The sequence below is a fragment of the Streptomyces venezuelae genome, from assembly GCF_008642335.1.
GTDB classification, from domain to species: domain Bacteria; phylum Actinomycetota; class Actinomycetes; order Streptomycetales; family Streptomycetaceae; genus Streptomyces; species Streptomyces venezuelae_F.
This window is the reverse complement of sequence record NZ_CP029191.1, coordinates 2,288,732-2,307,139: the sequence shown is the minus strand read 5'-3', so window position 1 is coordinate 2,307,139 and position 18,408 is coordinate 2,288,732. Positions and strand designations below refer to the sequence as shown.

Annotated in this window: 18 protein-coding genes and 1 pseudogene; 9 read left to right on the top strand and 10 right to left on the bottom strand. The window is 72.7% G+C overall.

Annotation, left to right across the window (positions count from 1 at the left end; translation table 11 throughout):
• Positions 1-12: 12 nt before the first annotated feature.
• A complete protein-coding gene (locus DEJ49_RS10320) occupies positions 13-540 on the top strand; it encodes a SigE family RNA polymerase sigma factor (RefSeq protein WP_150183858.1) in 528 nt (175 codons plus the stop codon).
• Positions 540-1,352, top strand: coding sequence for a hypothetical protein (locus tag DEJ49_RS10315; protein ID WP_150183857.1), 813 nt, complete (start codon positions 540-542; stop codon positions 1,350-1,352). Before DEJ49_RS10320 ends, DEJ49_RS10315 begins: the two co-directional genes overlap by 1 nt.
• 66 nt (positions 1,353-1,418) lie before the next feature.
• On the opposite strand, the gene DEJ49_RS10310 is transcribed toward DEJ49_RS10315, so the two are convergent.
• The 3 genes and pseudogenes from DEJ49_RS10310 to DEJ49_RS10300 all read right to left on the bottom strand — a co-directional run.
• On the bottom strand, positions 1,419-2,051 hold the full coding sequence (locus tag DEJ49_RS10310) for a response regulator transcription factor (RefSeq protein ID WP_150188142.1): 633 nt from the start codon (positions 2,049-2,051) through the stop codon (positions 1,419-1,421).
• Between the two features lie 29 nt (positions 2,052-2,080).
• Positions 2,081-3,352, bottom strand: coding sequence for a sensor histidine kinase (locus tag DEJ49_RS10305; protein ID WP_150183856.1), 1,272 nt, complete (start codon positions 3,350-3,352; stop codon positions 2,081-2,083).
• Positions 3,353-3,447: 95 nt separating this feature from the next.
• Positions 3,448-3,621 (bottom strand): annotated as a pseudogene (locus DEJ49_RS10300) (ATP-binding cassette domain-containing protein); the annotation flags it as partial.
• A gap of 286 nt (positions 3,622-3,907) precedes the next feature.
• On the opposite strand from DEJ49_RS10300, the gene DEJ49_RS10295 reads away from it, so the two are divergent.
• The 3 genes from DEJ49_RS10295 (at position 3,908) to DEJ49_RS10285 (ending at position 6,886) form a co-directional block, all read left to right on the top strand.
• The gene (locus tag DEJ49_RS10295) at positions 3,908-4,762 is read left to right on the top strand and encodes a MaoC/PaaZ C-terminal domain-containing protein (RefSeq protein WP_150183855.1); all 855 of its coding nucleotides are present in this window, start codon (positions 3,908-3,910) and stop codon (positions 4,760-4,762) included.
• A 95-nt stretch (positions 4,763-4,857) separates the two neighbouring features.
• Entirely contained in the window at positions 4,858-5,934 is a 1,077-nt protein-coding gene (locus DEJ49_RS10290; RefSeq protein WP_150183854.1) for a Zn-dependent alcohol dehydrogenase, read from the top strand.
• Between the two features lie 10 nt (positions 5,935-5,944).
• Positions 5,945-6,886 carry a 3-oxoacyl-ACP reductase gene (locus tag DEJ49_RS10285; RefSeq protein ID WP_150183853.1) on the top strand — a complete coding sequence of 314 codons (942 nt, stop codon included), beginning with the start codon at positions 5,945-5,947 and terminating at the stop codon, positions 6,884-6,886.
• Between the two features lie 96 nt (positions 6,887-6,982).
• On the opposite strand, the gene DEJ49_RS35920 is transcribed toward DEJ49_RS10285, so the two are convergent.
• Entirely contained in the window at positions 6,983-7,156 is a 174-nt protein-coding gene (locus tag DEJ49_RS35920) for a hypothetical protein (protein WP_190329308.1), read from the bottom strand.
• Between the two features lie 44 nt (positions 7,157-7,200).
• Positions 7,201-8,502 carry a hypothetical protein gene (locus DEJ49_RS10280; RefSeq protein ID WP_223832785.1) on the bottom strand — a complete coding sequence of 434 codons (1,302 nt, stop codon included), beginning with the start codon at positions 8,500-8,502 and terminating at the stop codon, positions 7,201-7,203.
• Between the two features lie 493 nt (positions 8,503-8,995).
• Here DEJ49_RS10280 and DEJ49_RS10275 point away from each other — a divergent pair, with 493 nt between their 5' ends.
• From DEJ49_RS10275 to DEJ49_RS10265, 3 genes are read left to right on the top strand one after another with little or no spacing between them, the layout of a single operon-like run.
• On the top strand, positions 8,996-9,847 hold the full coding sequence (locus DEJ49_RS10275; RefSeq protein WP_150183852.1) for a Nif3-like dinuclear metal center hexameric protein: 852 nt from the start codon (positions 8,996-8,998) through the stop codon (positions 9,845-9,847).
• Entirely contained in the window at positions 9,844-10,587 is a 744-nt protein-coding gene (locus DEJ49_RS10270; RefSeq protein WP_190329586.1) for a zinc ribbon domain-containing protein, read from the top strand. The genes DEJ49_RS10275 and DEJ49_RS10270 overlap by 4 nt, the downstream gene beginning before the upstream one ends.
• A gap of 20 nt (positions 10,588-10,607) precedes the next feature.
• Positions 10,608-12,119, top strand: coding sequence for a bifunctional RNase H/acid phosphatase (locus DEJ49_RS10265; RefSeq protein ID WP_150183850.1), 1,512 nt, complete (start codon positions 10,608-10,610; stop codon positions 12,117-12,119).
• A 47-nt stretch (positions 12,120-12,166) separates the two neighbouring features.
• Here DEJ49_RS10265 and eda read toward each other — a convergent pair whose 3' ends face one another.
• Both eda and yaaA read right to left on the bottom strand, forming a co-directional pair.
• The gene (gene eda / locus DEJ49_RS10260) at positions 12,167-12,811 is read right to left on the bottom strand and encodes a bifunctional 4-hydroxy-2-oxoglutarate aldolase/2-dehydro-3-deoxy-phosphogluconate aldolase (RefSeq protein ID WP_150183849.1); all 645 of its coding nucleotides are present in this window, start codon (positions 12,809-12,811) and stop codon (positions 12,167-12,169) included.
• A gap of 124 nt (positions 12,812-12,935) precedes the next feature.
• Positions 12,936-13,742 (bottom strand): peroxide stress protein YaaA, encoded by an 807-nt coding sequence (yaaA, locus tag DEJ49_RS10255; protein WP_150183848.1) that lies wholly within the window; start codon positions 13,740-13,742, stop codon positions 12,936-12,938.
• A gap of 467 nt (positions 13,743-14,209) precedes the next feature.
• Here yaaA and DEJ49_RS10250 point away from each other — a divergent pair, with 467 nt between their 5' ends.
• Positions 14,210-15,652 (top strand): RNB domain-containing ribonuclease, encoded by a 1,443-nt coding sequence (locus DEJ49_RS10250; protein WP_150183847.1) that lies wholly within the window; start codon positions 14,210-14,212, stop codon positions 15,650-15,652.
• Here the strand turns inward: DEJ49_RS10250 and DEJ49_RS10245 are convergent.
• The 3 genes from DEJ49_RS10245 to DEJ49_RS10235 form a co-directional block, all read right to left on the bottom strand.
• Positions 15,634-16,302, bottom strand: a complete 669-nt coding sequence (locus DEJ49_RS10245) for a hypothetical protein (RefSeq protein WP_223832784.1) — start codon at positions 16,300-16,302, stop codon at positions 15,634-15,636. The two genes, DEJ49_RS10250 and DEJ49_RS10245, sit on opposite strands and share 19 nt — an antisense overlap.
• Positions 16,299-17,114 carry a MerR family transcriptional regulator gene (locus DEJ49_RS10240; protein ID WP_150183846.1) on the bottom strand — a complete coding sequence of 272 codons (816 nt, stop codon included), beginning with the start codon at positions 17,112-17,114 and terminating at the stop codon, positions 16,299-16,301. Before DEJ49_RS10240 ends, DEJ49_RS10245 begins: the two co-directional genes overlap by 4 nt.
• A gap of 166 nt (positions 17,115-17,280) precedes the next feature.
• Entirely contained in the window at positions 17,281-18,384 is a 1,104-nt protein-coding gene (locus tag DEJ49_RS10235) for a TniQ family protein (protein ID WP_223833175.1), read from the bottom strand.
• Positions 18,385-18,408: the final 24 nt, after the last annotated feature.

Here is an 18,408-nt window from a genome sequence, read left to right as displayed (position 1 = left end):
AAGGAGGTATTCATGGGGGAGCGAGAGCAGACCGACTTCCAGGGATTCATCACCAGTCGCTGGCCGCATCTGATGCGGACGGCGTTTCTCCTCACGGGGCAGCAGCACGCCGCGGAGGACCTGGTGCAGTCGTCCCTGGAGCGGACCTACGTGTCGTGGCGCAGGGTGAGCACGGCGGGTGATCCGGATGCGTACGTACGCCGGATCATGATCAACATCCATGCGCGCAAACACCGCCGCAAGCTCAAGGAGTTCCTGTCGCTGCAGGACGCGGGCCCGGTGTTCGACAGACCCGAGCACGGCGACCGCATGGCGCAGGCGGACGACCGCGCGGCGCTGCTGCACGCCCTCGCCCAACTGCCCACCCGCCAGCGCGAAGCGGTCGTCCTGCGGTACTGGGAGGACCTGAGCGAGACCCAGACCGCCGAGGCCATGGGCTGCTCGGTCGGCGCGGTCAAGAGCAATGCCGCCAAAGGGATCGCCAAGCTGCGTGCCATACCCGCACTGACCGAGAAGGTCGGAAGCCGAGGGGAGAAGTAATGACCAGGGACCAGGACCCGGCGCGCCTCGGCGCGGACGTGGACGCGCACGGAGACATCGCCCACCGCCTGGCGGACGCGGCGGACGGGGTGGAGATCGGCACGGCCCCGTACCAGGCGGTGCTGCGCGGCGGCCGGCGCAGGAAGACGCGCCGCTGGGCCCTCGGTGCCCTGGCGGCCGCCACGATCGTCGCCTCGACCGGATCGCTGGCGCTGGCCGTGGTGGACGGCGGGGACCGCACACAGGCGGCGTCGCGGCACGGCACCGCGCAGGACCGACACGTCTACACCCCGCGGTACACGCCGCTGACGGAGGTGCGGGACGGCTCGGGCAACGAGTCGGCGCGCGTGGAGCTGCAGGTGTGGGGCGCACCGCGTGACGACAAGGAGGCGCACGGCCAGAAGGTGGCGATGATCGCGGCGGGCGTCTGGGACGAGCGGAAGACCGACCCCGTCCCGGACTTCGACCGCCCCTGGTACGCGGTCGTCGTCACGGCCGACGGCAAGGACAAGGTCACGTCCTTTGGACTCCAGGACAAGGAGCCGGGCGGGGACGACGGGTTGAGCTTCGCGTCGGTGGAGTTCGAGGTGAAGGGCAGGACCGTCACTGTCGGGCACGTGGGCCCGAGAGCGACCCGCGTCGCGTATGTGTACGAGGACGGCACGTCCGAGCCCGAACTCCACAAGGCGGCGGGCTCGGCCTACCTCTGGTTCACGAGGGAGGAGGGCGAGCCGGGCCCGAAGGGCAAGCTGGAGTCGATCCGTGTCCACGACGACAAAAGGGATCACGTGGAGGTGTCAGTGCAGGACTGACACCGCCTTGCCCTCGGCACGCGCACCTTCCCGCCGACGGCGCGCAATCACCCGTGCGGCCGGGGCTCACAGCCACCCTTGCTGCCGGGCCTCCCGCACCGCTTCCATCCGGTTCCGCGTCCCCGTCTTGCCGATCGCCGCCGACAGGTAGTTCCGTACGGTCGACTCCGACAGGTGCAGCGTGCCCGCGATGTCGGCGACCGTGGCGCCGTCCACGGAGGCCTTGAGGACGTCCGCCTCACGGCCCGTCAGCGGGCTGGGCCCGGCGCTGAGCGCGGCCGCGGCGAGCGCCGGGTCGATCACCGTCTCGCCCCGCAGCGCCCGCCGGACCGCCTCGGCGAGCTCCTCCACGGGCCCGTCCTTGACCAGGAACCCGACCGCGCCCGCCTCCATGGCGCGCCGCAGATACCCGGGCCTGCCGAACGTCGTGAGGATCAGCACCCGGCAGTCGGGGCACTCCTCGCGGAGGTCGGCGGCGGCGTCCAGACCGCTGCGTCCCGGCAACTCGATGTCGAGCAGCGCGACGTCCGGGCGGGCGTTGAGCGCCGCGTCGACGATCTCGTCCCCCCTGCCGACCTGCGCGACGACCTCGATGTCCGCCTCCAGGCCCAGCAGTAAGGCGAGGGCGCCCCGCATCATGCCCTGGTCCTCGGCGAGGAGGAGCCTCACGGATTTGGCGGAGCGATGGTCCCGCGGCATTTCTTCCACGGGACGAGTATGACCGGGCGTCAGTGGACGGGGGAGGTGGCCGGGTTCTCCGGGAGCGGGGTGTCTTCCGTGGTGGGGAGGGTCGCCGCGACGCGGAAGCCGGAGTGGGGGGCCGGGCCCGAGGTGAGGGAGCCGCCCGCCGCGGCGAGGCGTTCGGCCAGGCCCTTGAGGCCGCTGCCGGGCGGGCCCGAGCCCTCGCCGCGTCCGTCGTCCGTGATGACGAGGCGGGTCTCGTCGGGCGTGCCCGTGACCTCGATCTCGCAGTGGATGGCGCCGGAGTGGCGTACGACGTTGGTGGCGGACTCGCGGACCACCCAGCCGAGGAGTGCCGCCGTGTGCGGGGCGAGGGGCGGTCCCGACTGGCGGACGACCGTGCCGATGCCGGCGGCTTCGAGGAGGTCGCGGGCGCGGTCGAGCTCTGTGGCGAGGCTGCCCTCGCGGTAGCCCGTGACGGCCTCGCGGATCTCGGTGAGCGCCTGCCGGCCGACGGACTCGATGTCGGCGACCTGGCCGAGCGCCGCGTCCAGGTCGTGCGGGGCGAGGCGGCGCGTGGCCTCCGCCTTCACCACGATCACGGAGAGCGTGTGGCCGAGCAGGTCGTGCAGGTCGCGGGAGAAGCGGAGGCGTTCCTTCTCGACCGCGGTGCGGGCCAGTTCCTCACGGGTCTCGCGGAGTTCGCGCACCGCCTCGGCGAGGGAGAGGATCGCGGCGGTCACCATGGTGGAGAGGAACGTGCCATACGCGACGTTCAGGCCGGTCCAGCCCTCCCTGAATCCGCCGATGACGCCCGCGAGCACGCTCAGGACCAGGCTGATGGGCCCGAGCCCGCGCCCGCGCACGATGGCCCCGACGGCCAGGCCGAGCAGCGGGAAGAAGAGGAGCCAGTTGCCGCCGTACCCGGTCGCGAGGGCGACGGTCAGCAGGCCGAGGAGGACGAGCGCGATCCTGGTCGCGCGAGCCTCGCGTGTGTACGTGTTGAAGGCGCGGAAGGCGATGAAGACGTAGAGGGAGTTGAAGAGGAGGACGCCGAGGGCGCCGATCCAGGGGTTGGGGGTCTCGCCCTGGAGGAGGTGCGAGATGGCGCCCAGGCCCATGAGGAGCCAGGGCAGGAGCGAGAACCCGTTGGGCGGCGGGCCGAGGTTCTCGATCCGGTCCCCGGCCCTGCGGCCTTCCCGCCAGTTCTCCTTGACGCGCCGGCGCTCGCTCCGCCACTCGTCGCGGGCGCCCTTCCGGGCCGCGCGCGCGTCCCGCCACCCGTGCAGCCGGCAGCTGACCCTGTTCCTCCGGGACATATCCACGTTCCTCGCCCTCCGGTTCCTTCGTCTCACGCGGTCCGCGAGGCGCGCCGGTACGAGACCACAGCGTACGAACCGAACGCCGGCAGCCGGCCGAGCAGCAGGGAGAGCGTGGTGGACTTGCCCGCGCCGTTGCGGCCGAGCAGCGCGACGGCCTCGCCCCGCCGTATCTCCAGGTCGACGCCGGCCACGGCACGGACGCCGCCGAAGGTCTTCACGGCGCCGTCGAACACCACCGCGGGCCCGCCCTCTGATGTCTTCGTCATGGCTATGACGCTACGAATCCGGGGCGGGCCGGCGGCAGAGTCAGCCGTACGGACCCGACCGGTACAAATGTCACCGCTCCCCGGGTGCTGTCCGGGTGCTGTCCGATACGGCCACTGATCTGACGTAGCGTCAGGAGGGTTCACAAGTCCTGTGCCCTCGGCTATACATGGGGATCGCCGGACTGGAACGCGTTCTAGAACCGGCCCTGTTGCGACCTCGGTGCGGCCGACGGTGCGGACGGTCGCACCGAGGTCTTCTCCCGTCGGCCCAAGGAGCTGCCACCCGATGCCCATCGACGCCGAGAAGGCCGTGGCCGCAGAGCCCCGGTCCGCCGAGATCACCTGGGACCACAAGGACATCCAGCTCTACCACCTGGGCCTCGGCGCCGGACTGCCCGCCACGGACCCGGCCGAGCTGCGCTACACCCTGGAGTCGCGGCTGCACGTCCTGCCCAGCTTCGCCACCGTCGCGGGCGCGGGCATGGGCGTCGTCGGCGGGCTCTCCGCGCCCGGCATCGAGGTGGACCTCGCCGCCGTCCTGCACGGCGGCCAGAGCATCACGCTGCACCGCCCGATCCCGGTCGCGGGCAAGGCGGTGACGACGTCCAGGGTCGCCGCGGTGTACGACAAGGGGAAAGCCGCCATCCTCGTCCTGCGCTCCGAAGTCGCCGACGACGAGGGACCGTTGTGGACGAGCGATGCCCAGATCTTCGTGCGCGGCGAGGGCGGGTTCGGCGGCGACCGCGGCCCCTCCACCCGGCTTCCCGCGCCCGAGGGCGACCCGGACCTGGAGGTCGAACGCCCGGTCCGCAAGGACCAGGCCCTCCTCTACCGCCTGTCCGGCGACTGGAACCCGCTGCACGCCGACCCCGAGTTCGCCGCGCTCGCCGGATTCGACAGGCCGATCCTGCACGGCCTGTGCACCTACGGAATGACGCTCAAGGCCGTCGTCGACACCCTGCTCGACGGCGACGTGTCGCGGGTCCGCGGCTACAGCACCCGGTTCACCGGTGTCGTCTTCCCCGGCGAGACGCTGCGGATCCGCATGTGGCGCGGCGAGGGCCGCGTACAGGCCACGGTCACGGCGGCCGAACGGGACGACGCGCCGGTCCTCGCCGACACGGTCGTCGAACACGTCTGAGCCACCCCGGACCCCGACCGGCCCGGCCCCGCCCACCGGCCCCGCCCCGACCACCTCACTCCGATCTCCGCACTCCGTACGAGAGGAGCCGCACCATGCGCGCAGCCGTACTGCACGAGACAGGCCAGGAGAAGCTCGAGGTCCTCGACGACATCGAGACGGCGGGGTTCGGTCCCGGCAAGGTCAAGATCCGCGTCCGGGCCACCGGACTGTGCCACTCCGACCTCTCGGCGATGAACGGCGTGCTCCCGCAGCCCGCCCCCTTCGTCCCGGGCCACGAGGGCGCCGGCGAGATCATCGACGTCGGCGACGGCGTGACCGGACTCTCCCAGGGCGACCGGGTCCTGCTCTGCTGGCTCCCCGCGTGCGGCGCCTGCCCCGCCTGCAAACGCGGGCAGACCCACCTCTGTCTCGCCGGGTTCATGAACGCGGGCACCCCCAACTTCAAGCGCCCCGGCGGCGATGTCTTCGGCTTCGCGGGCACCGGCACCTTCGCCGAGGAGGTCGTCGTCGACGCGGGCTGCGCCGTGCCGATCCCCGACGACGTGCCCTTCGACATCGCGGCACTCATCGGCTGCGGTGTCACGACGGGACTCGGCGCCGCCATCAACACCGCGGACGTGGCGGTTGGTTCGTCGGTCGCCGTCATCGGCTGCGGCGGCGTCGGCATATCCGCCATCCAGGGCGCCCGCCTCAAGGGCGCGGCGCAGATCGTGGCGGTCGACCCGGTCGCATCGCGCAGGGAGTCGGCGCTCGCGTTCGGGGCGACGGAGGCGGTGTCGCCCGACGAGCTCGCCGACGCCAAGCAGCGGATCACCGCGGGCGAGGGCTTCGACTACGTCTTCGAGGTCGTCGGCAAGTCCGCCACGGCCCGCACGGCGTACGAGACGACGCGCCGCGGCGGCACGATGTGCGTCGTCGGCGCCGGAGCCATGGACGACCAGCTGCAGTTCAACATGTTCGAGCTCTTCTTCGACGAGAAGCGCATCCTGCCGTCCATGTACGGCGGCGGCGACGTCCTCACGTCGTACGAGCGGGCCATCGCCCTCTGGCGGGCCGGCCGCATCGACCTGGAGGGCCTGATCACGCACCGGGTGCGGCTGGCCGAGGTCAACGAGGCCCTGGACCAGATGCGGACCGGCGTATCCCTGCGCACCTGCATCGAGATCTGAGAGGACTTTGATGTCACTGCCACTTGAGGGCCTGTCCGCGATCGTCACCGGCGCGGGCCGCGGGCTCGGCCGCGCCGAAGCACTCGAACTCGCCCGGCTCGGCGCGGCCGTCGTCGTCAACGACTTCGGACAGCCGGGCCGCGACGGCTCGGGCGAGGCGTCCGCGGCGCCCGCCGAGGAGGTCGCCGCCGAGATCAACGCGGCGGGCGGCCGGGCCGTCGCCCACACCGGCGACGTGGCGGACCACGAACAGGCCCGCGAACTCGTCCAGCTGGCGATCGACACCTACGGAAAACTCGACGTCCTCGTCAACAACGCGGGCATTCTCCGCGACCGGATGATCTTCTCGATGACCGAGTCCGAGTGGGACTCGGTCATCCACGTCCACCTCAAGGGCCACTTCAACACCACCCACTTCGCGGCGGCCCACTGGCGCGAGCGTTCCAAGGCGGCGGGCGGCCCGGTCTACGGCCGGATCGTCAACACCTCCTCCGAGGCCTTCCTCGCCGGGTCGGCGGGTCAGCCGAACTACGCGGCGGCGAAGGGCGGCATCGTCGGCCTGACGACGTCGACGGCGCTGGCGCTCGCCAAGTACGGGGTGACGGCGAACGCGATCTGCCCCCGGGCCCGTACGCGGATGACGGAGGACGTCTTCGCGGGCTTCGCGGAGCCGACGGACGGCAGGCTCGACCCGCTGGCGCCCGAGCACGTCTCGCCGCTCGTCGGGTATCTGGCCTCGCCCGCGGCGGGACGGGTCAACGGGCAGCTGCTGGTGGTCCACGGCGGCATGGTCGCTGTCGTCGAGCGGCCGAAGGTGGCGGCGCGGTTCGACTCGGCGAAGGAGACGTTCACCTTCGACGAGCTGGACGAGGCGCTCTCCCCGTACTACGCGGACCGCCCGCCGAACGAGACGTTCGCGGCGGCGGAGGTGCTGGGTCTCAAGAGGGCCTGACACGGGCTCTCAAGCGGGCATGAACGCGTCTCGCCCCCGCGCCGCTCGTGGCGGCACAGGGGCGAGACGTTTCTGCGGTGCGGCGGGCGAGCCCGGTCAGGACTGCTGGTCCTGCCTGCGGTGCCGCCCCCGCGGCGCCGCCTGCTCGTCGTGCTCGGACACCGGTCCCCGGTGCCTGCCCGCGCCGGCGTGCGCGCCGGTGGACGCGGTCGCCGACATCGTCGGAGCGGTGTTCTGCTGTGTCTCCGTGACGGTCTCGGTCGTAGTCAAGCCATTCACCCCGTAAAGAAGATCGTTCGTACAGCCGGGCGAGTCTAACCGCCCGCCGTCCGCCCGCCGAGGGGTGCCTGTTGCAAGGGGACCGGGCGTGTCGCGGAGGGTTTCGGGGGATCCGGTGAAGGTGGGGGAGAGGCGGGCGGGGCGCCGTCCCGCGACGCTCCGGCGGCAGGGGGATCGGCGGAGGGATTGGCCGGAGGATCGGCAGGGGGATCGGCCGAGGGGTTGGCCGGAGGATCGGCCGGGGGCGCGACCGTGGGCGCCGCAGGACCCGTCACCCGCGCCACCCCGCACGGCGCGGCCCCCGTCGCGTACGGCAGGCAGAGTTCGCCGTCGCGCGTCCACCACCCCGAGCCGGTCAACCATCCCGCGGGCGCGGCCAGTTGATGGACCTGCCGGGCGGCGGGCCGCCAAACCCCCAGCCAACTGCCCCCGCCCGCCGGATCCGCCGGGCCGGGACCGTCGATGCGCAGCGCGACCCCGCACGCCTCCGGCGTCAGGACCTGCCCCGGCTGGATCGCGAACGGCGTCACGGCGAGGTCGGGCAGGCGCAGGCTCTCCGGGAAGCGCACCGGGCGCGTACCGCCGAGGACGCCCCAGCCCAGGCGGCTGTCGCCCGGCGCGTCGGAGCGGATGAGCAGCAGTCCGCTGTCGGCGTCGGCGAGCAGCAGCCGGTCGTCGCTGTCCTCGGAGATCTGCAGCAGCGGGGAGACCTCGCCGCCGCGCTCCAGATCCACCGCGACCGTCTTCGTGCGGCCGTCCAACTCGCGGTCGAGGGCCAGCATGCGGTCGGTGCCGTCCAGCCAGACCCCGCCGGAGCAGCGGCCCGGCACCGCGGCGAGGTGTTCGGGGCCGAAGGCCCCGCCCGCCACGAGCCAGATGTCCGAGGAGCGTGTGCCGGGCGCGACGGCGTAGGCGCGGGTGCCGCCGGGTGCGGGCGGCAGCAGGCTCAGCTCCCCGCACTCGACGGCACCCAGCGGCACCTCGCCCGTGTCGGGGCCCGTCGGGTACAGCAGGGTGAAGACGTGCCGCTCGCCCACCACACGGTGGACGAGGACGCGGCCGTCGGCCATCGGGAGCACTTCCGTGCCCGGTTCCTCGGGTTGGTTGCCGGGCAGCGGCACGGCGTACGGCTCGGCGGAGCCGAGGGTCCAGCGTTCGGGGTACCAGGCGTCCGGCGATCCGGCGGCGCGGGCGAGGCGCGCGGCGTACGCCCCGTCCGCCGAGATGATGCAGCCCGCGGTGCGGGCGGATGCGCTGACCCGGACACGGGCTCGCACCGGTGGTGGCGGCTGCTTCGGCGGCGCCGGGGGAGCCGTCGGTGCTGGTGGCGCTGTCATCGTGAGTGTCACCTCCGGCCCCGAAGCTAGTTTTTCCCGCACTGGCGTGGCACCGACGGGCGTCCGCTTCACACAGAAGGGTGGCGATGTCCTGATTCGCCTGAGAGGGCAGGGGCGGGTGTGCTGTGCCCCGTGGGGGCCTGTCAGGGCGAGCGCCCCGCCAGGGGCGCGGGGAACTGCGCGCTCGGCCCGCGAGCAGCCGCAGACGCCACCGCTGAGTGCTGAGCGGACGCGTCTGCGGCCGGTGCACGGGCCGAGCACGCACGCGTGGCGCCCGTCAGGGCGCCTCCTCAGGGGCGCGGGGAACTGCGCGCTCAGCTCGCGAGCAGCCGCAGACGCCACGGCTGAGTGCTGAGCGGACGCGTCTGCGGTACGGAGACTGGGGGCCGCTCGCGCAGCGCTTCCGCCGACCACGTCGGGGCTTTCCGTAGCGCCCACGTAGCGGTACGTAACGCACGACATGCCGAGCGCAGCGGGAAGGTAGCCTTTCTCCGTGCCCCGTCTGTCTGAAGTCATCACCGCGCTCGACGCCCTGTGGCCCGCCGATCTGGCCGAGAGCTGGGATGCGGTCGGCACGGTCTGCGGAGACCCCGACGCGGAGGTCTCCCGGGTCCTCTTCGCCGTCGATCCCGTCCAGGAGATCGCCGACGAGGCCGTCGCGCTCGGAGCGCAGCTCCTGGTCACCCACCACCCCCTCTACCTGCGGGGTACGACGACGGTCGCGGCGTCCACCTTCAAGGGCCGGGTCGTCCACGACCTGATCAAGCACGACGTCGCACTGCACGTCGCGCACACCAACGCCGACCGCGCCGACCCCGGCGTCTCCGACGCCCTCGCGGGCGCGCTCGACCTCCGTGTCGTACGTCCGCTCGTGCCGGACCCCGCCGACCCGCACGGCCGCCGGGGCCTCGGCAGGATCTGCGAGCTCGACCACCCCGTGACACTCGCCGAGCTGGCCGGGCGCGCCGCGAAGCGGCTGCCCGCGACCGCGCAGGGCATCCGCGTCGCGGGCGACCCCGACGCGCTGATCCGGACCGTCGCGGTCAGCGGCGGCTCCGGCGACAGCCTCTTCGACGACGTGCGCGCCGCGGGCGTGGACGCCTTCCTCACCGCGGACCTGCGCCACCACCCGGTCTCCGAGGCCCGCGCGCGGACTCCGCTCGCGCTGCTCGACGCCGCGCACTGGGCCACCGAGTGGCCGTGGTGCGAACTGGCCGCCGCGCAGCTCGACGAAATCTCCGACCGTCACGGATGGGGACTGCGCGTCCACGTCTCGAAGACGGTCACCGACCCCTGGACCGCCCACGCGGCCGCACCTCACGACTCAACTGGAGCCCCCAACTGAACGCCGCGCCCGCCGACCAGATCCGACTGCTCGACGTCCAGGCCCTGGACACCCGCCTGCAGCAGCTCGCGCACAAGAAGAAGTCGCTGCCCGAGCACGCCGAGATCGAGTCGCTGAACAAGGACCTCACGCAGCTGCGCGACCTGCTCGTCGCCGCGACGACCGAGGAGAGCGACTGCGCCCGCGAGCAGACCAAGGCGGAGCAGGACGTCGACCAGGTCCGCCAGCGCGCGGTCCGCGACCAGCAGCGCCTGGACTCCGGCGCCGTCACCTCGCCGAAGGACCTGGAGAACCTCCAGAAGGAGATCGCCTCGCTCGCCAAGCGCCAGGGCGACCTGGAGGACGTCGTCCTGGAGGTCATGGAGCGCCGCGAGTCCGCGCAGGAGCGGGTCACCGAGCTCACCGGCCGGGTCTCGTCGGTCCAGGCGAAGATCGACGACGCGACGGCGCGCCGCGACGCCGCGTTCGAGGAGCTCGACGGCGAGACCGCGACCGTCGGCAAGGAGCGCGAGGTCGTGGCGGGTTCCGTCCCGGCGGACCTGCTCAAGCTGTACGACAAGCTTCGCGAGAAGGAGGGCGGCGTCGGCGCCGCCAAGCTCTACCAGCGGCGCTGCGAGGGCTGCCGCCTGGAGCTCAACATCACCGAGGTCAACGAGGTGAAGGCGGCGTCCCCGGACACGGTGCTGCGGTGCGAGAACTGCCGCCGCATCCTGGTCCGTACGTCCGAGTCGGGCCTGTAGGGACGTAAGGGCCCCTGGACATGCGCGAGTTCATCGTCGAGGCCGACGGCGGCTCCCGGGGCAACCCGGGGCCCGCGGGCTACGGCTCGGTCGTCATCGACGCGGCCACGGGGGAGACCCTGATGGAGGCGGCGGAGTACATCGGCGTCGCGACGAACAACGTCGCCGAGTACAAGGGCCTGGTGGCCGGCCTCAAGGCGGCCCACCAGCTCGACCCCGCCGCGACGGTGCACGTGCGCATGGACTCCAAGCTCGTCGTCGAGCAGATGTCGGGCCGCTGGAAGATCAAGCACCCCGACATGAAGCCGCTGGCGGCGGAGGCCGCGCGCATCTTCCCCTCGTCCCAGGTGACGTACGAGTGGATCCCCCGCGACCGGAACAAGCACGCGGACCGGCTCGCCAACGAGGCGATGGACGCGGGCAAGCGGGGGGAGGCGTGGTCGCCGTCGGCGTCCACAGCGGAACTCGACGCGCGGGCGGCCCGCGCGGCCGCCGAGCCGCCCGCCGGACCGCCGGGCGACGCGGCGGCGGGCGCGGCGCGGGCCCGGGCGGCGATGGCGGGACGGGCCGACGGGACCGCGGGTGACGGCGGCGCCGTGGGCAGCGACGACGTAGCCACTGGCGTGGACTCTTCCGCCCGCAAGCCTGCTCCCGCCGCGGGGGCTGCGCGGGACGCGGCTGCTTCGGCCGACGCCGTCTCTCCGGCCGGCACGGCCTCGGCCGCTGACGCCGCCGCTCCACGCGGCGCCATGTCGGCGAGCGCCGACACCCGGGCCGCCAGCAGCGCCGCCAGCAGCCCTGCTGACACCCGGGCTGCCAGCAGCGCCGCAAGCGGCCATGCGAGCCCCGCCGGTCGGCCGGGCAGCGCCACGCGGGCTCCGCGGGTCGGGTGGGCAGCGCCCGCCGATCTCGGTGCGCCCGCGACCTTCGTGCTGTTGCGGCACGGGGAGACCGCGTTGACGCCCGAGAAGCGGTTCTCCGGGAGCGGGGGTTCCGACCCCGTCCTCTCGGCCGTGGGGCGTGAGCAGGCCGAACGCGTCGCCGCCGCGCTCGCCGCGCGCGGCACGGTCCAGGCGATCGTCTCCTCGCCGCTCAAGCGCTGCCAGGAGACCGCGCACACCGTCGCCGCCCGCCTCGGACTCGACGTACACCTCGAAGACGGCCTGCGCGAGACGGACTTCGGGGCGTGGGAAGGGCTGACGTTCGGGGAGGCGCGCGAGCGTCACCCGGAGGAGCTGAACGCCTGGCTGGCATCGCCGGACGCGGCGCCGCCGGGCGGCGAGTCGTTCGCCGAGGTCACCCGCCGCGTGTCGGCCGCACGCGACCGTCTGACCCGCGCCTACGCGGGCCGCACCGTCCTGCTCGTCACGCACGTCACGCCCATCAAGACGCTGGTACGGCTCGCCCTCGGCGCCCCGCCGGAGTCCCTGTTCCGCATGGAGCTCTCGGCGGCGTCGGTGTCGGCCGTGGCGTACTACGCCGACGGCAACGCGTCGCTGCGCCTCCTCAACGACACGTCGCACCTGCGCTGACGCGTCGCACCTGCGCTGACGCGCCGGGGCGGCGCGGGACCGCCGCGCTAGCGCAGGTTCGCCGCCTCGCGGGCCAGGGACTCCACGCGGTCCCAGTCCTTCGCGGCGACCGCGTCGGCGGGCAGCATCCAACTGCCGCCCACGCAGCCGACGTTCCTCAGCGCGAGGTACGAGGGCGCGGAGGCCGGGGTGATGCCGCCCGTCGGGCAGAACCGGGCCTGCGGCAGCGGGGCGCCGAGCGACTTCAGGTAGGCGGTGCCGCCGGCTGCCTCCGCCGGGAAGAACTTCATCTCCCGCACGCCGCGTTCCAGCAGCGCCACGACCTCCGAGGTCGTCGAGACGCCCGGCAGGAACGGCACGCCGGAACCCTGCATCGCGTCCAGCAGCGTGTCCGTCCAGCCCGGGCTGACGAGGAACCGGGCGCCCGCCTCCACGGACTCGGCGACGTTCCGCGCGGTGATGACGGTGCCTGCGCCCACCACCGCGTCCGGGACCTCCGCGGCGATGGCGGAGATCGCGTCGAGCGCGACGGGCGTCCGCAGGGTCACCTCGATCGCGGGCAGCCCGCCCGCGACGAGGGCGCGCGCCATCGGCACGGCGTCGTCGAGGTCCGAGACGACGACCACGGGGAGGACGGGGGCGAGGTCGAGGACGGAGGTGGGGGCGGGGGTTGAAGCGGCGTCGGAGGTCATGGGGGCATCCTGCACCTAGGTGCGCAGCATGCGCAAAGCCCGTTGCGCATGTTGCAACGGGCTGGCGGTGGGGTTGGGGTTGGTGGGGTTGGTGGGGTTGGTGGGGTGGGAGGTGGTTCAGGCCTCAGTGGATCTCGCGCACCACTACATCCAGCGCCCACGGCTTCCCCGCCCTGGCGGGCGCCTCCGCCTCTACGACGTGCCCCAGGTCGCGCAGCGCCTCGACGAGCTCGGCCGGGTCCTTGGGGCTGGCCCCCGTGGTCAGCAGGGAGCGGACGATCCTGCCCTTCGTCGCCTTGTTGAAGTGCGACACGACGGACCGCTTCTCCGCGCCGGTCTCCTCGTCGACCTGCGCGTGCAGCACGCGAACGGTTGCCGTCCGTCCGGCGACGTCCCCCTTGGGCTTCCAGGCGGAGGCGTACGCGGACGACCGCAGGTCCAGGACGAGGCCGTCGCCGGCGGCCTCGGGCATGACGGAGGCCATCGGCGTACGCCAGTACGCGCCGAGCGCGCCCAGGCCGGGCAGCTTGACGCCCATGGAGCAGCGGTACGACGGGATCTTGTCGTTCACGCCGACGGCGCCCCACAGTCCGGAGAAGACGAGGAGCGAGCGGGTGGCGCGGCGCTTGGCGGCGGGGTCGAGGGAGGCGAGGTCGAGGGCGTCGTAGAGCACGCCGGTGTAGATCTCGCCGGCGGGGCGGGCGCCTGCGGTGCGCAGTCCGGCGTTCTTCGCGACCTCGCCGCGCAGCCCTTCGCTGAGGCCGAGCACGGTGCGGGCCTTCTCCTCGTCCGCGGCGCACAACTCGACGAGCTCGTCGAGGACGGCCTGGCGTGCGGGGGTGAGCCCCGGCAGCGACAGCTCTTCCGCCTTGAGCGGCGCACCACGGCCGGAGGGGGCCTTGCCTTCGGACGGCGGCAGCAGGACGAGCACGGTGGGACTCCTTCGGGGGGTACGGGGGAGGGGTGCGGCCTCTGCGAAAAAGGGTACGGGGCGTGGGGGCGCCTGCTGCTTGCCTGTGGGTGCGGGGCCGCGGGGGTATGTGCGTACTCGCCATCCCTGCGCCGCGCCTCGACATTTCCGGCCGTGGTGGTGTGCTCGGTGCTCCGTGCGCACATACCCCCACGTCCCCTCCCGTCTCGCGAGCGGCTGCGGCCCGGGGGGGGGGAGAGCAGGGGGCCGGGCCCCTACTCCCACTGAACGTCGCGGGGCAAACGGGCGGGCGGGTGGGGACCATCCGCCGCGAAGCGGCGGGATCGGTGCTCCTACCCGCACAGGGCGTCGCGGGGTGAACGGGCGGGTGGGTGGGAGTTATCCGCCGCGAAGCGGCGGGCTTGGTGTCCCGCCCCCGTCCGGGGCAAAACCGTACAAGTTGGGTGCGGTCCCGATACCCTCAGCCCATGCCCCGCCGCCACTACCGCGTGACCGCAACCGCAGACGCCCCTCTGCGCGCCGCGCTGCGCGACCTGCGTACGCGACTCGACGTGCCCGAGGAGTTCCCCGCCGACGTCCTCGCGGAGGCGGCCCGAGCCGCCGGGTCCCCGAGGCTCCCGGAGTACGACGCCACGGACCTCCCCCTCTTCACCATCGACCCGCCCACCTCCGTCGACCTGGACCAGGCGATGCACCTGGCCCGCAGGGGCGGAGGCGGATACCGCGTGTCGTACGCGATCGCGGACGTCGCCGCGTACGTCACCCCCGGCGGCCCCCTCGACGCCGAGGCCCACCGCCGCGTCACCACCCTGTACTTCCCCGACGAGAAGGTCCCGCTGCACCCCACCGCCCTCAGCGAGGGCGCCGCCAGCCTCCTGCCGGGGCAGACCTGCCCGGCCGTGCTGTGGACGCTCGACCTGGACGGGGACGGCCGCACCGAACGCACCGACGTGCAGCGCGCCCTCGTCCGCAGCCGCGCCAAGCTCGACTACGAAGGAGTGCAGGCCGCCATCGACGGCGGCACCGCGGAGGAGCCCGTCGCGCTGCTGCGGGACATCGGCCGGCTGCGCGAACAGCTGGAGGTCGAGCGCGGCGGCATCTCCCTCGACGTGCCGGAGCAGGAGATCGTCGAGCGCGACGGAACGTACGAGCTCGGCTTCCGCGCCCCGCTCCCCGCCGACGGCTGGAACGCCCAGATCTCCCTGCTCACCGGCATGGCCGCCGCCGAGCTCATGCTCGCGTCGGGTGCCGGCATCCTGAGGACGCTGCCCACCGCACCCGACGGCGCCGTGGGCCGCCTGCGCCGTACCGCGCAGGCGCTGCACATCGACTGGCCGCACCACATGTCGTACGCGCAGCTCGTACGCTTCCTCGACCCCCGCACGTCGCACCACGCCGCCTTCCTCCAGGAGTGCACGACGCTGCTGCGCGGCGCGGGCTACACCGCGTTCCGCGACGGCCACCTGCCCGAGCTCACCACGCACGCCGCCGTCGCCGCGCCCTACGCCCACTGCACCGCCCCCCTGCGCCGCCTCGTCGACCGCTACGCCGCCGAGCTCTGCCTCGCGGCCTGCGCGGAGGCACCGCCTCCGGAGTGGGCGCTCGCCGCCCTGGACGAGCTGCCCAAGGAGATGGCGGACGGCACACGGCGCGGCAACACCGTGGAGCGGGAGTGCGTCGACATCGTCGAGGCCGCCCTGCTCCAGGGGCGGGTCGGCGAGATGTTCGACGCGGTCGTGGTGGACGTCAAGGACGGCGAACCGGCCGTCGGCACCGTGCAGTTGACCGAGCCCGCGATCGTGGCCCGGATCGAGGGCGGCTCGTCCAGGCTGCCTCTGGGCGAGCGGTTGCGGGTCCGGCTCACCCAGGCGGACCCCGGAGCCGCGAAGGTTCAGTTCGCCCCCGCCTGAGAAGGAGAAGCACGGGCGACCAGGCGTCGCCTCAGCGCCTCGTACAGTGCCTCCGGTTCATCCGCCTGCAGTCGGACCGTCGTCACCTCGCGGCCCTTTCCCAGGAGGCCGACCGCAGTGACGGGTTCGATCAGGGTCAGGGTGAGTGACGTCGTCGAGGCGACCGGCAGGGCAAGGACGCCGTCGGCGGGCTCGTGCGTGAAGAGCCGCTCGGCGCGTACGGCGTCGACCAGGGAAAGTGGTATCCGCAGGTCCCGGTGCGCGCCCTGGCGCACCCGCAGCGCGTCCGGCGACAGCACGTGCGGGCGGGTGACGGACGCCGCGTGGATGCCGATCATCAGGATCACGCTGTAGACGTCGATGAACAGCATCACGGCGTGGGCGGTCGGGTAGTCGCGCAGCAGGACCGCCATGCCGAACGCCTCGACGACACAGACGAACGTCAGGCCGTACATGATCGCCGCCTGGCCGCGGGCGTGCCCGAAGGCGCGTTCCCCCGCCGCCGCGTTCACCCCGTGCCGCCGCCGGGCCGCCCACATCACGAGGCTGACCAGTACGCGCAGTTCGTGCCCGGCTAGATGCCGGAGGGGGGCCGGGGCGACCGACTTGAGCCGGTCCGGCCAGCGGTGGGGCCTCGTTCGGGAACTCATGGTCTGGCCTCCTCCTCTGCGGCACGCTCCGCGAGCATCCGCATCGCGCGGCGCACCGCCTCCGCCTGCGCGGGCGCGAAGTCGGCGAAGAAGGCCTCCAGGAAACCGTCGTGACGGACCCCGCGGCCCTCCGCCACCGCCAGCGCGCCCTCCGACCCGATCTCCGCGAGGAGCGAGTCCGGCAGCATGTCGACGAGGGTCCGTGCGGCCGCGTCCACCTCGGCGTCCGTATGCGGATCCGCGAGGTCGGCGTCGGCCAGCGCGTCGAGCCGCGCGTACACCTCGTGCGCCCGCTCCACCGCGTCCGGCGTCCCGAGGGCCGGGCGGATCGCGGCGAGGAAGGCGTCGCGGTCCTCCGGTGACGCGGTGGTGTCGAGCAGGACGAGGAACTCGCGGTCCTTCGCCGCCATCACGGACTCCGGGCCCGGCCGCCCCTGCGACGAGCTCGCCATCTCGCTGAAGAAGTCGGCCAGTTCGGGGGAGACCGGGCCCTCGGGCGAAAGGCGTCCGCGCCCCGCCTCGTCGAGCAGCGACCGCAGCCGTTCCCTGCGCTCGCGGATCGCGGTCTCCTGCCGCGCGAGGTCCGCGTCCAGTTCGCCGAGGACCTCGGCGAGCTCGCGGCCCGCGTCGTCCGCCAGTACGTCCCGCACCTCGGCGAGGCCGAGGCCGAGCTCGGTCAGGCGGCGGACACGGGCCAGGACGACGGCGTGCCGCAGCCCGTACTCGCGGTAGCCGTTGGGCCGCCGCTCGGGCTCCGGCAGCAGGCCCTGGTGGTGGTAGTGCCTGATGGCACGCGTGGTGACGCCGACCAGGCCTGTCGGGCGGCACGAAAGATTTCAGTGGCCGGTCGCTTGACCTGGGCACTGAAATCTTTCGTGAGGTGGTCCAGGTCACAGTTGCCGCACAAAAGATTTCAGTCTCCTACTCGGTCAGAGCTACACCCGCCGAGGTGGCTAACGCTACGTAGTCACAAGGTGGTCAAGGACCCGGGACAACTCGCCTGTCGGGCGTGCGTATTGAGGGTGCTGCGATGCGCATCGATCGTACGATCCGCTCAAGACGGCGTGTGGTGTCCCCGGGCCACTGCTTGAGCCATGCCTGGTGCAGTGGGAGAACCTGGCTGGGTAGCGGGCGAGAGGCGAAGTCCGCGATCTCCCGGGCCGAGGACCACGGGTTGGTGCTGAAGACGATCTGCGACGAGATCCTTAGGGCAGCAGTCCGCACCATCGGGCTCGGGTTGCCCTGGACGGTGCGGTAATTCCCGAGTGAGGTGCTGGCGCAGAACTCGGTAAAGCTCTGTCGGACGACGGGATCGGCTCCGTCCAGGTGTCCCGGGGTGGCGACGTACAACGCGAACTCGGCCATTGCCGTGAGGTCGGCGAGATCGCCCTTGCCCCGATCGGATGTCGGCTGCGGCAGGGCAAGGTGTTGTTCCAGGCCGAGTTGCAGTTCGGCAAGTGAATCGTCCTGCAGGGCAGGGGCCTGCATCGTCTGGTATTCGATGCCGCACCGCCTGGTGGTGCCGAGCAGCCGGTGTCTTTCCACTCCTCGGCAGCGTCCGTTCGCAAGTTTGACGTCACCGGTGCGGAGGGTTGTGTGGCAGGTGGGGCACTCGCTCAACAGGTAGCAGCCATGCCGCAGGCATGCGAAGGCCCACGGAGTGCACCACTCCAAGAACCAGCGCCCGTCCGTCTCCTGAATGCAGGACGGGCAGAATCTCAGCTCCCGCGGGTCGATCCAGCTTGCCTTCATGACGCCGAAGCGGTCGCGTGGGGCCGCATCAGCCAGTTCGGACTTCACGGCCGTGCCCAGGAAGCGCAGCCAGGTCATGCACTGCAGGTCTGCCGCCGCAAGCCCCGTGGCCTGTTCCACCCGTGCGGCGTCCGCGTGACTCAGGCCGTAAGTGACCGAGATCGGACCTGAGTCCGCGATGCGCGTCGTCTTGTCACTGGGGCTCAGGAGGCCACACGCTCGCGCCATGTCCTGGCGTGAGACGTCGTACATCGTGGCCATGTGGTCCAACCAGCTGAGCAGCGATTCCCGAGGGAGCGGTCGCGGGACAACGGGAAGGCGCCGGATCATTTCGGCGGGGAGATCGAGCACAGG

Bases quoted from the DNA above. Each gene is read 5' to 3' on its own strand.
- DEJ49_RS10285 (WP_150183853.1), top strand. From the start codon at position 5,945: ATGTCACTGCCACTTGAGGGCCTGTCCGCGATCGTCACCGGCGCGGGC.
- DEJ49_RS10265 (WP_150183850.1), top strand. From the start codon at position 10,608: ATGCGCGAGTTCATCGTCGAGGCCGACGGCGGCTCCCGGGGCAACCCG.
- DEJ49_RS10320 (WP_150183858.1), top strand. From the start codon at position 13: ATGGGGGAGCGAGAGCAGACCGACTTCCAGGGATTCATCACCAGTCGC.
- eda (WP_150183849.1), bottom strand. From the start codon at position 12,811: ATGACCTCCGACGCCGCTTCAACCCCCGCCCCCACCTCCGTCCTCGAC.
- DEJ49_RS10315 (WP_150183857.1), top strand. From the start codon at position 540: ATGACCAGGGACCAGGACCCGGCGCGCCTCGGCGCGGACGTGGACGCG.
- DEJ49_RS10235 (WP_223833175.1), bottom strand. From the start codon at position 18,384: ATGATCCGGCGCCTTCCCGTTGTCCCGCGACCGCTCCCTCGGGAATCG.
- DEJ49_RS10310 (WP_150188142.1), bottom strand. From the start codon at position 2,051: ATGCCGCGGGACCATCGCTCCGCCAAATCCGTGAGGCTCCTCCTCGCC.
- DEJ49_RS10245 (WP_223832784.1), bottom strand. From the start codon at position 16,302: ATGAGTTCCCGAACGAGGCCCCACCGCTGGCCGGACCGGCTCAAGTCG.
- DEJ49_RS10290 (WP_150183854.1), top strand. From the start codon at position 4,858: ATGCGCGCAGCCGTACTGCACGAGACAGGCCAGGAGAAGCTCGAGGTC.
- DEJ49_RS10305 (WP_150183856.1), bottom strand. From the start codon at position 3,352: ATGTCCCGGAGGAACAGGGTCAGCTGCCGGCTGCACGGGTGGCGGGAC.
- DEJ49_RS10280 (WP_223832785.1), bottom strand. From the start codon at position 8,502: ATGACAGCGCCACCAGCACCGACGGCTCCCCCGGCGCCGCCGAAGCAG.
- DEJ49_RS10295 (WP_150183855.1), top strand. From the start codon at position 3,908: ATGCCCATCGACGCCGAGAAGGCCGTGGCCGCAGAGCCCCGGTCCGCC.
- DEJ49_RS10250 (WP_150183847.1), top strand. From the start codon at position 14,210: ATGCCCCGCCGCCACTACCGCGTGACCGCAACCGCAGACGCCCCTCTG.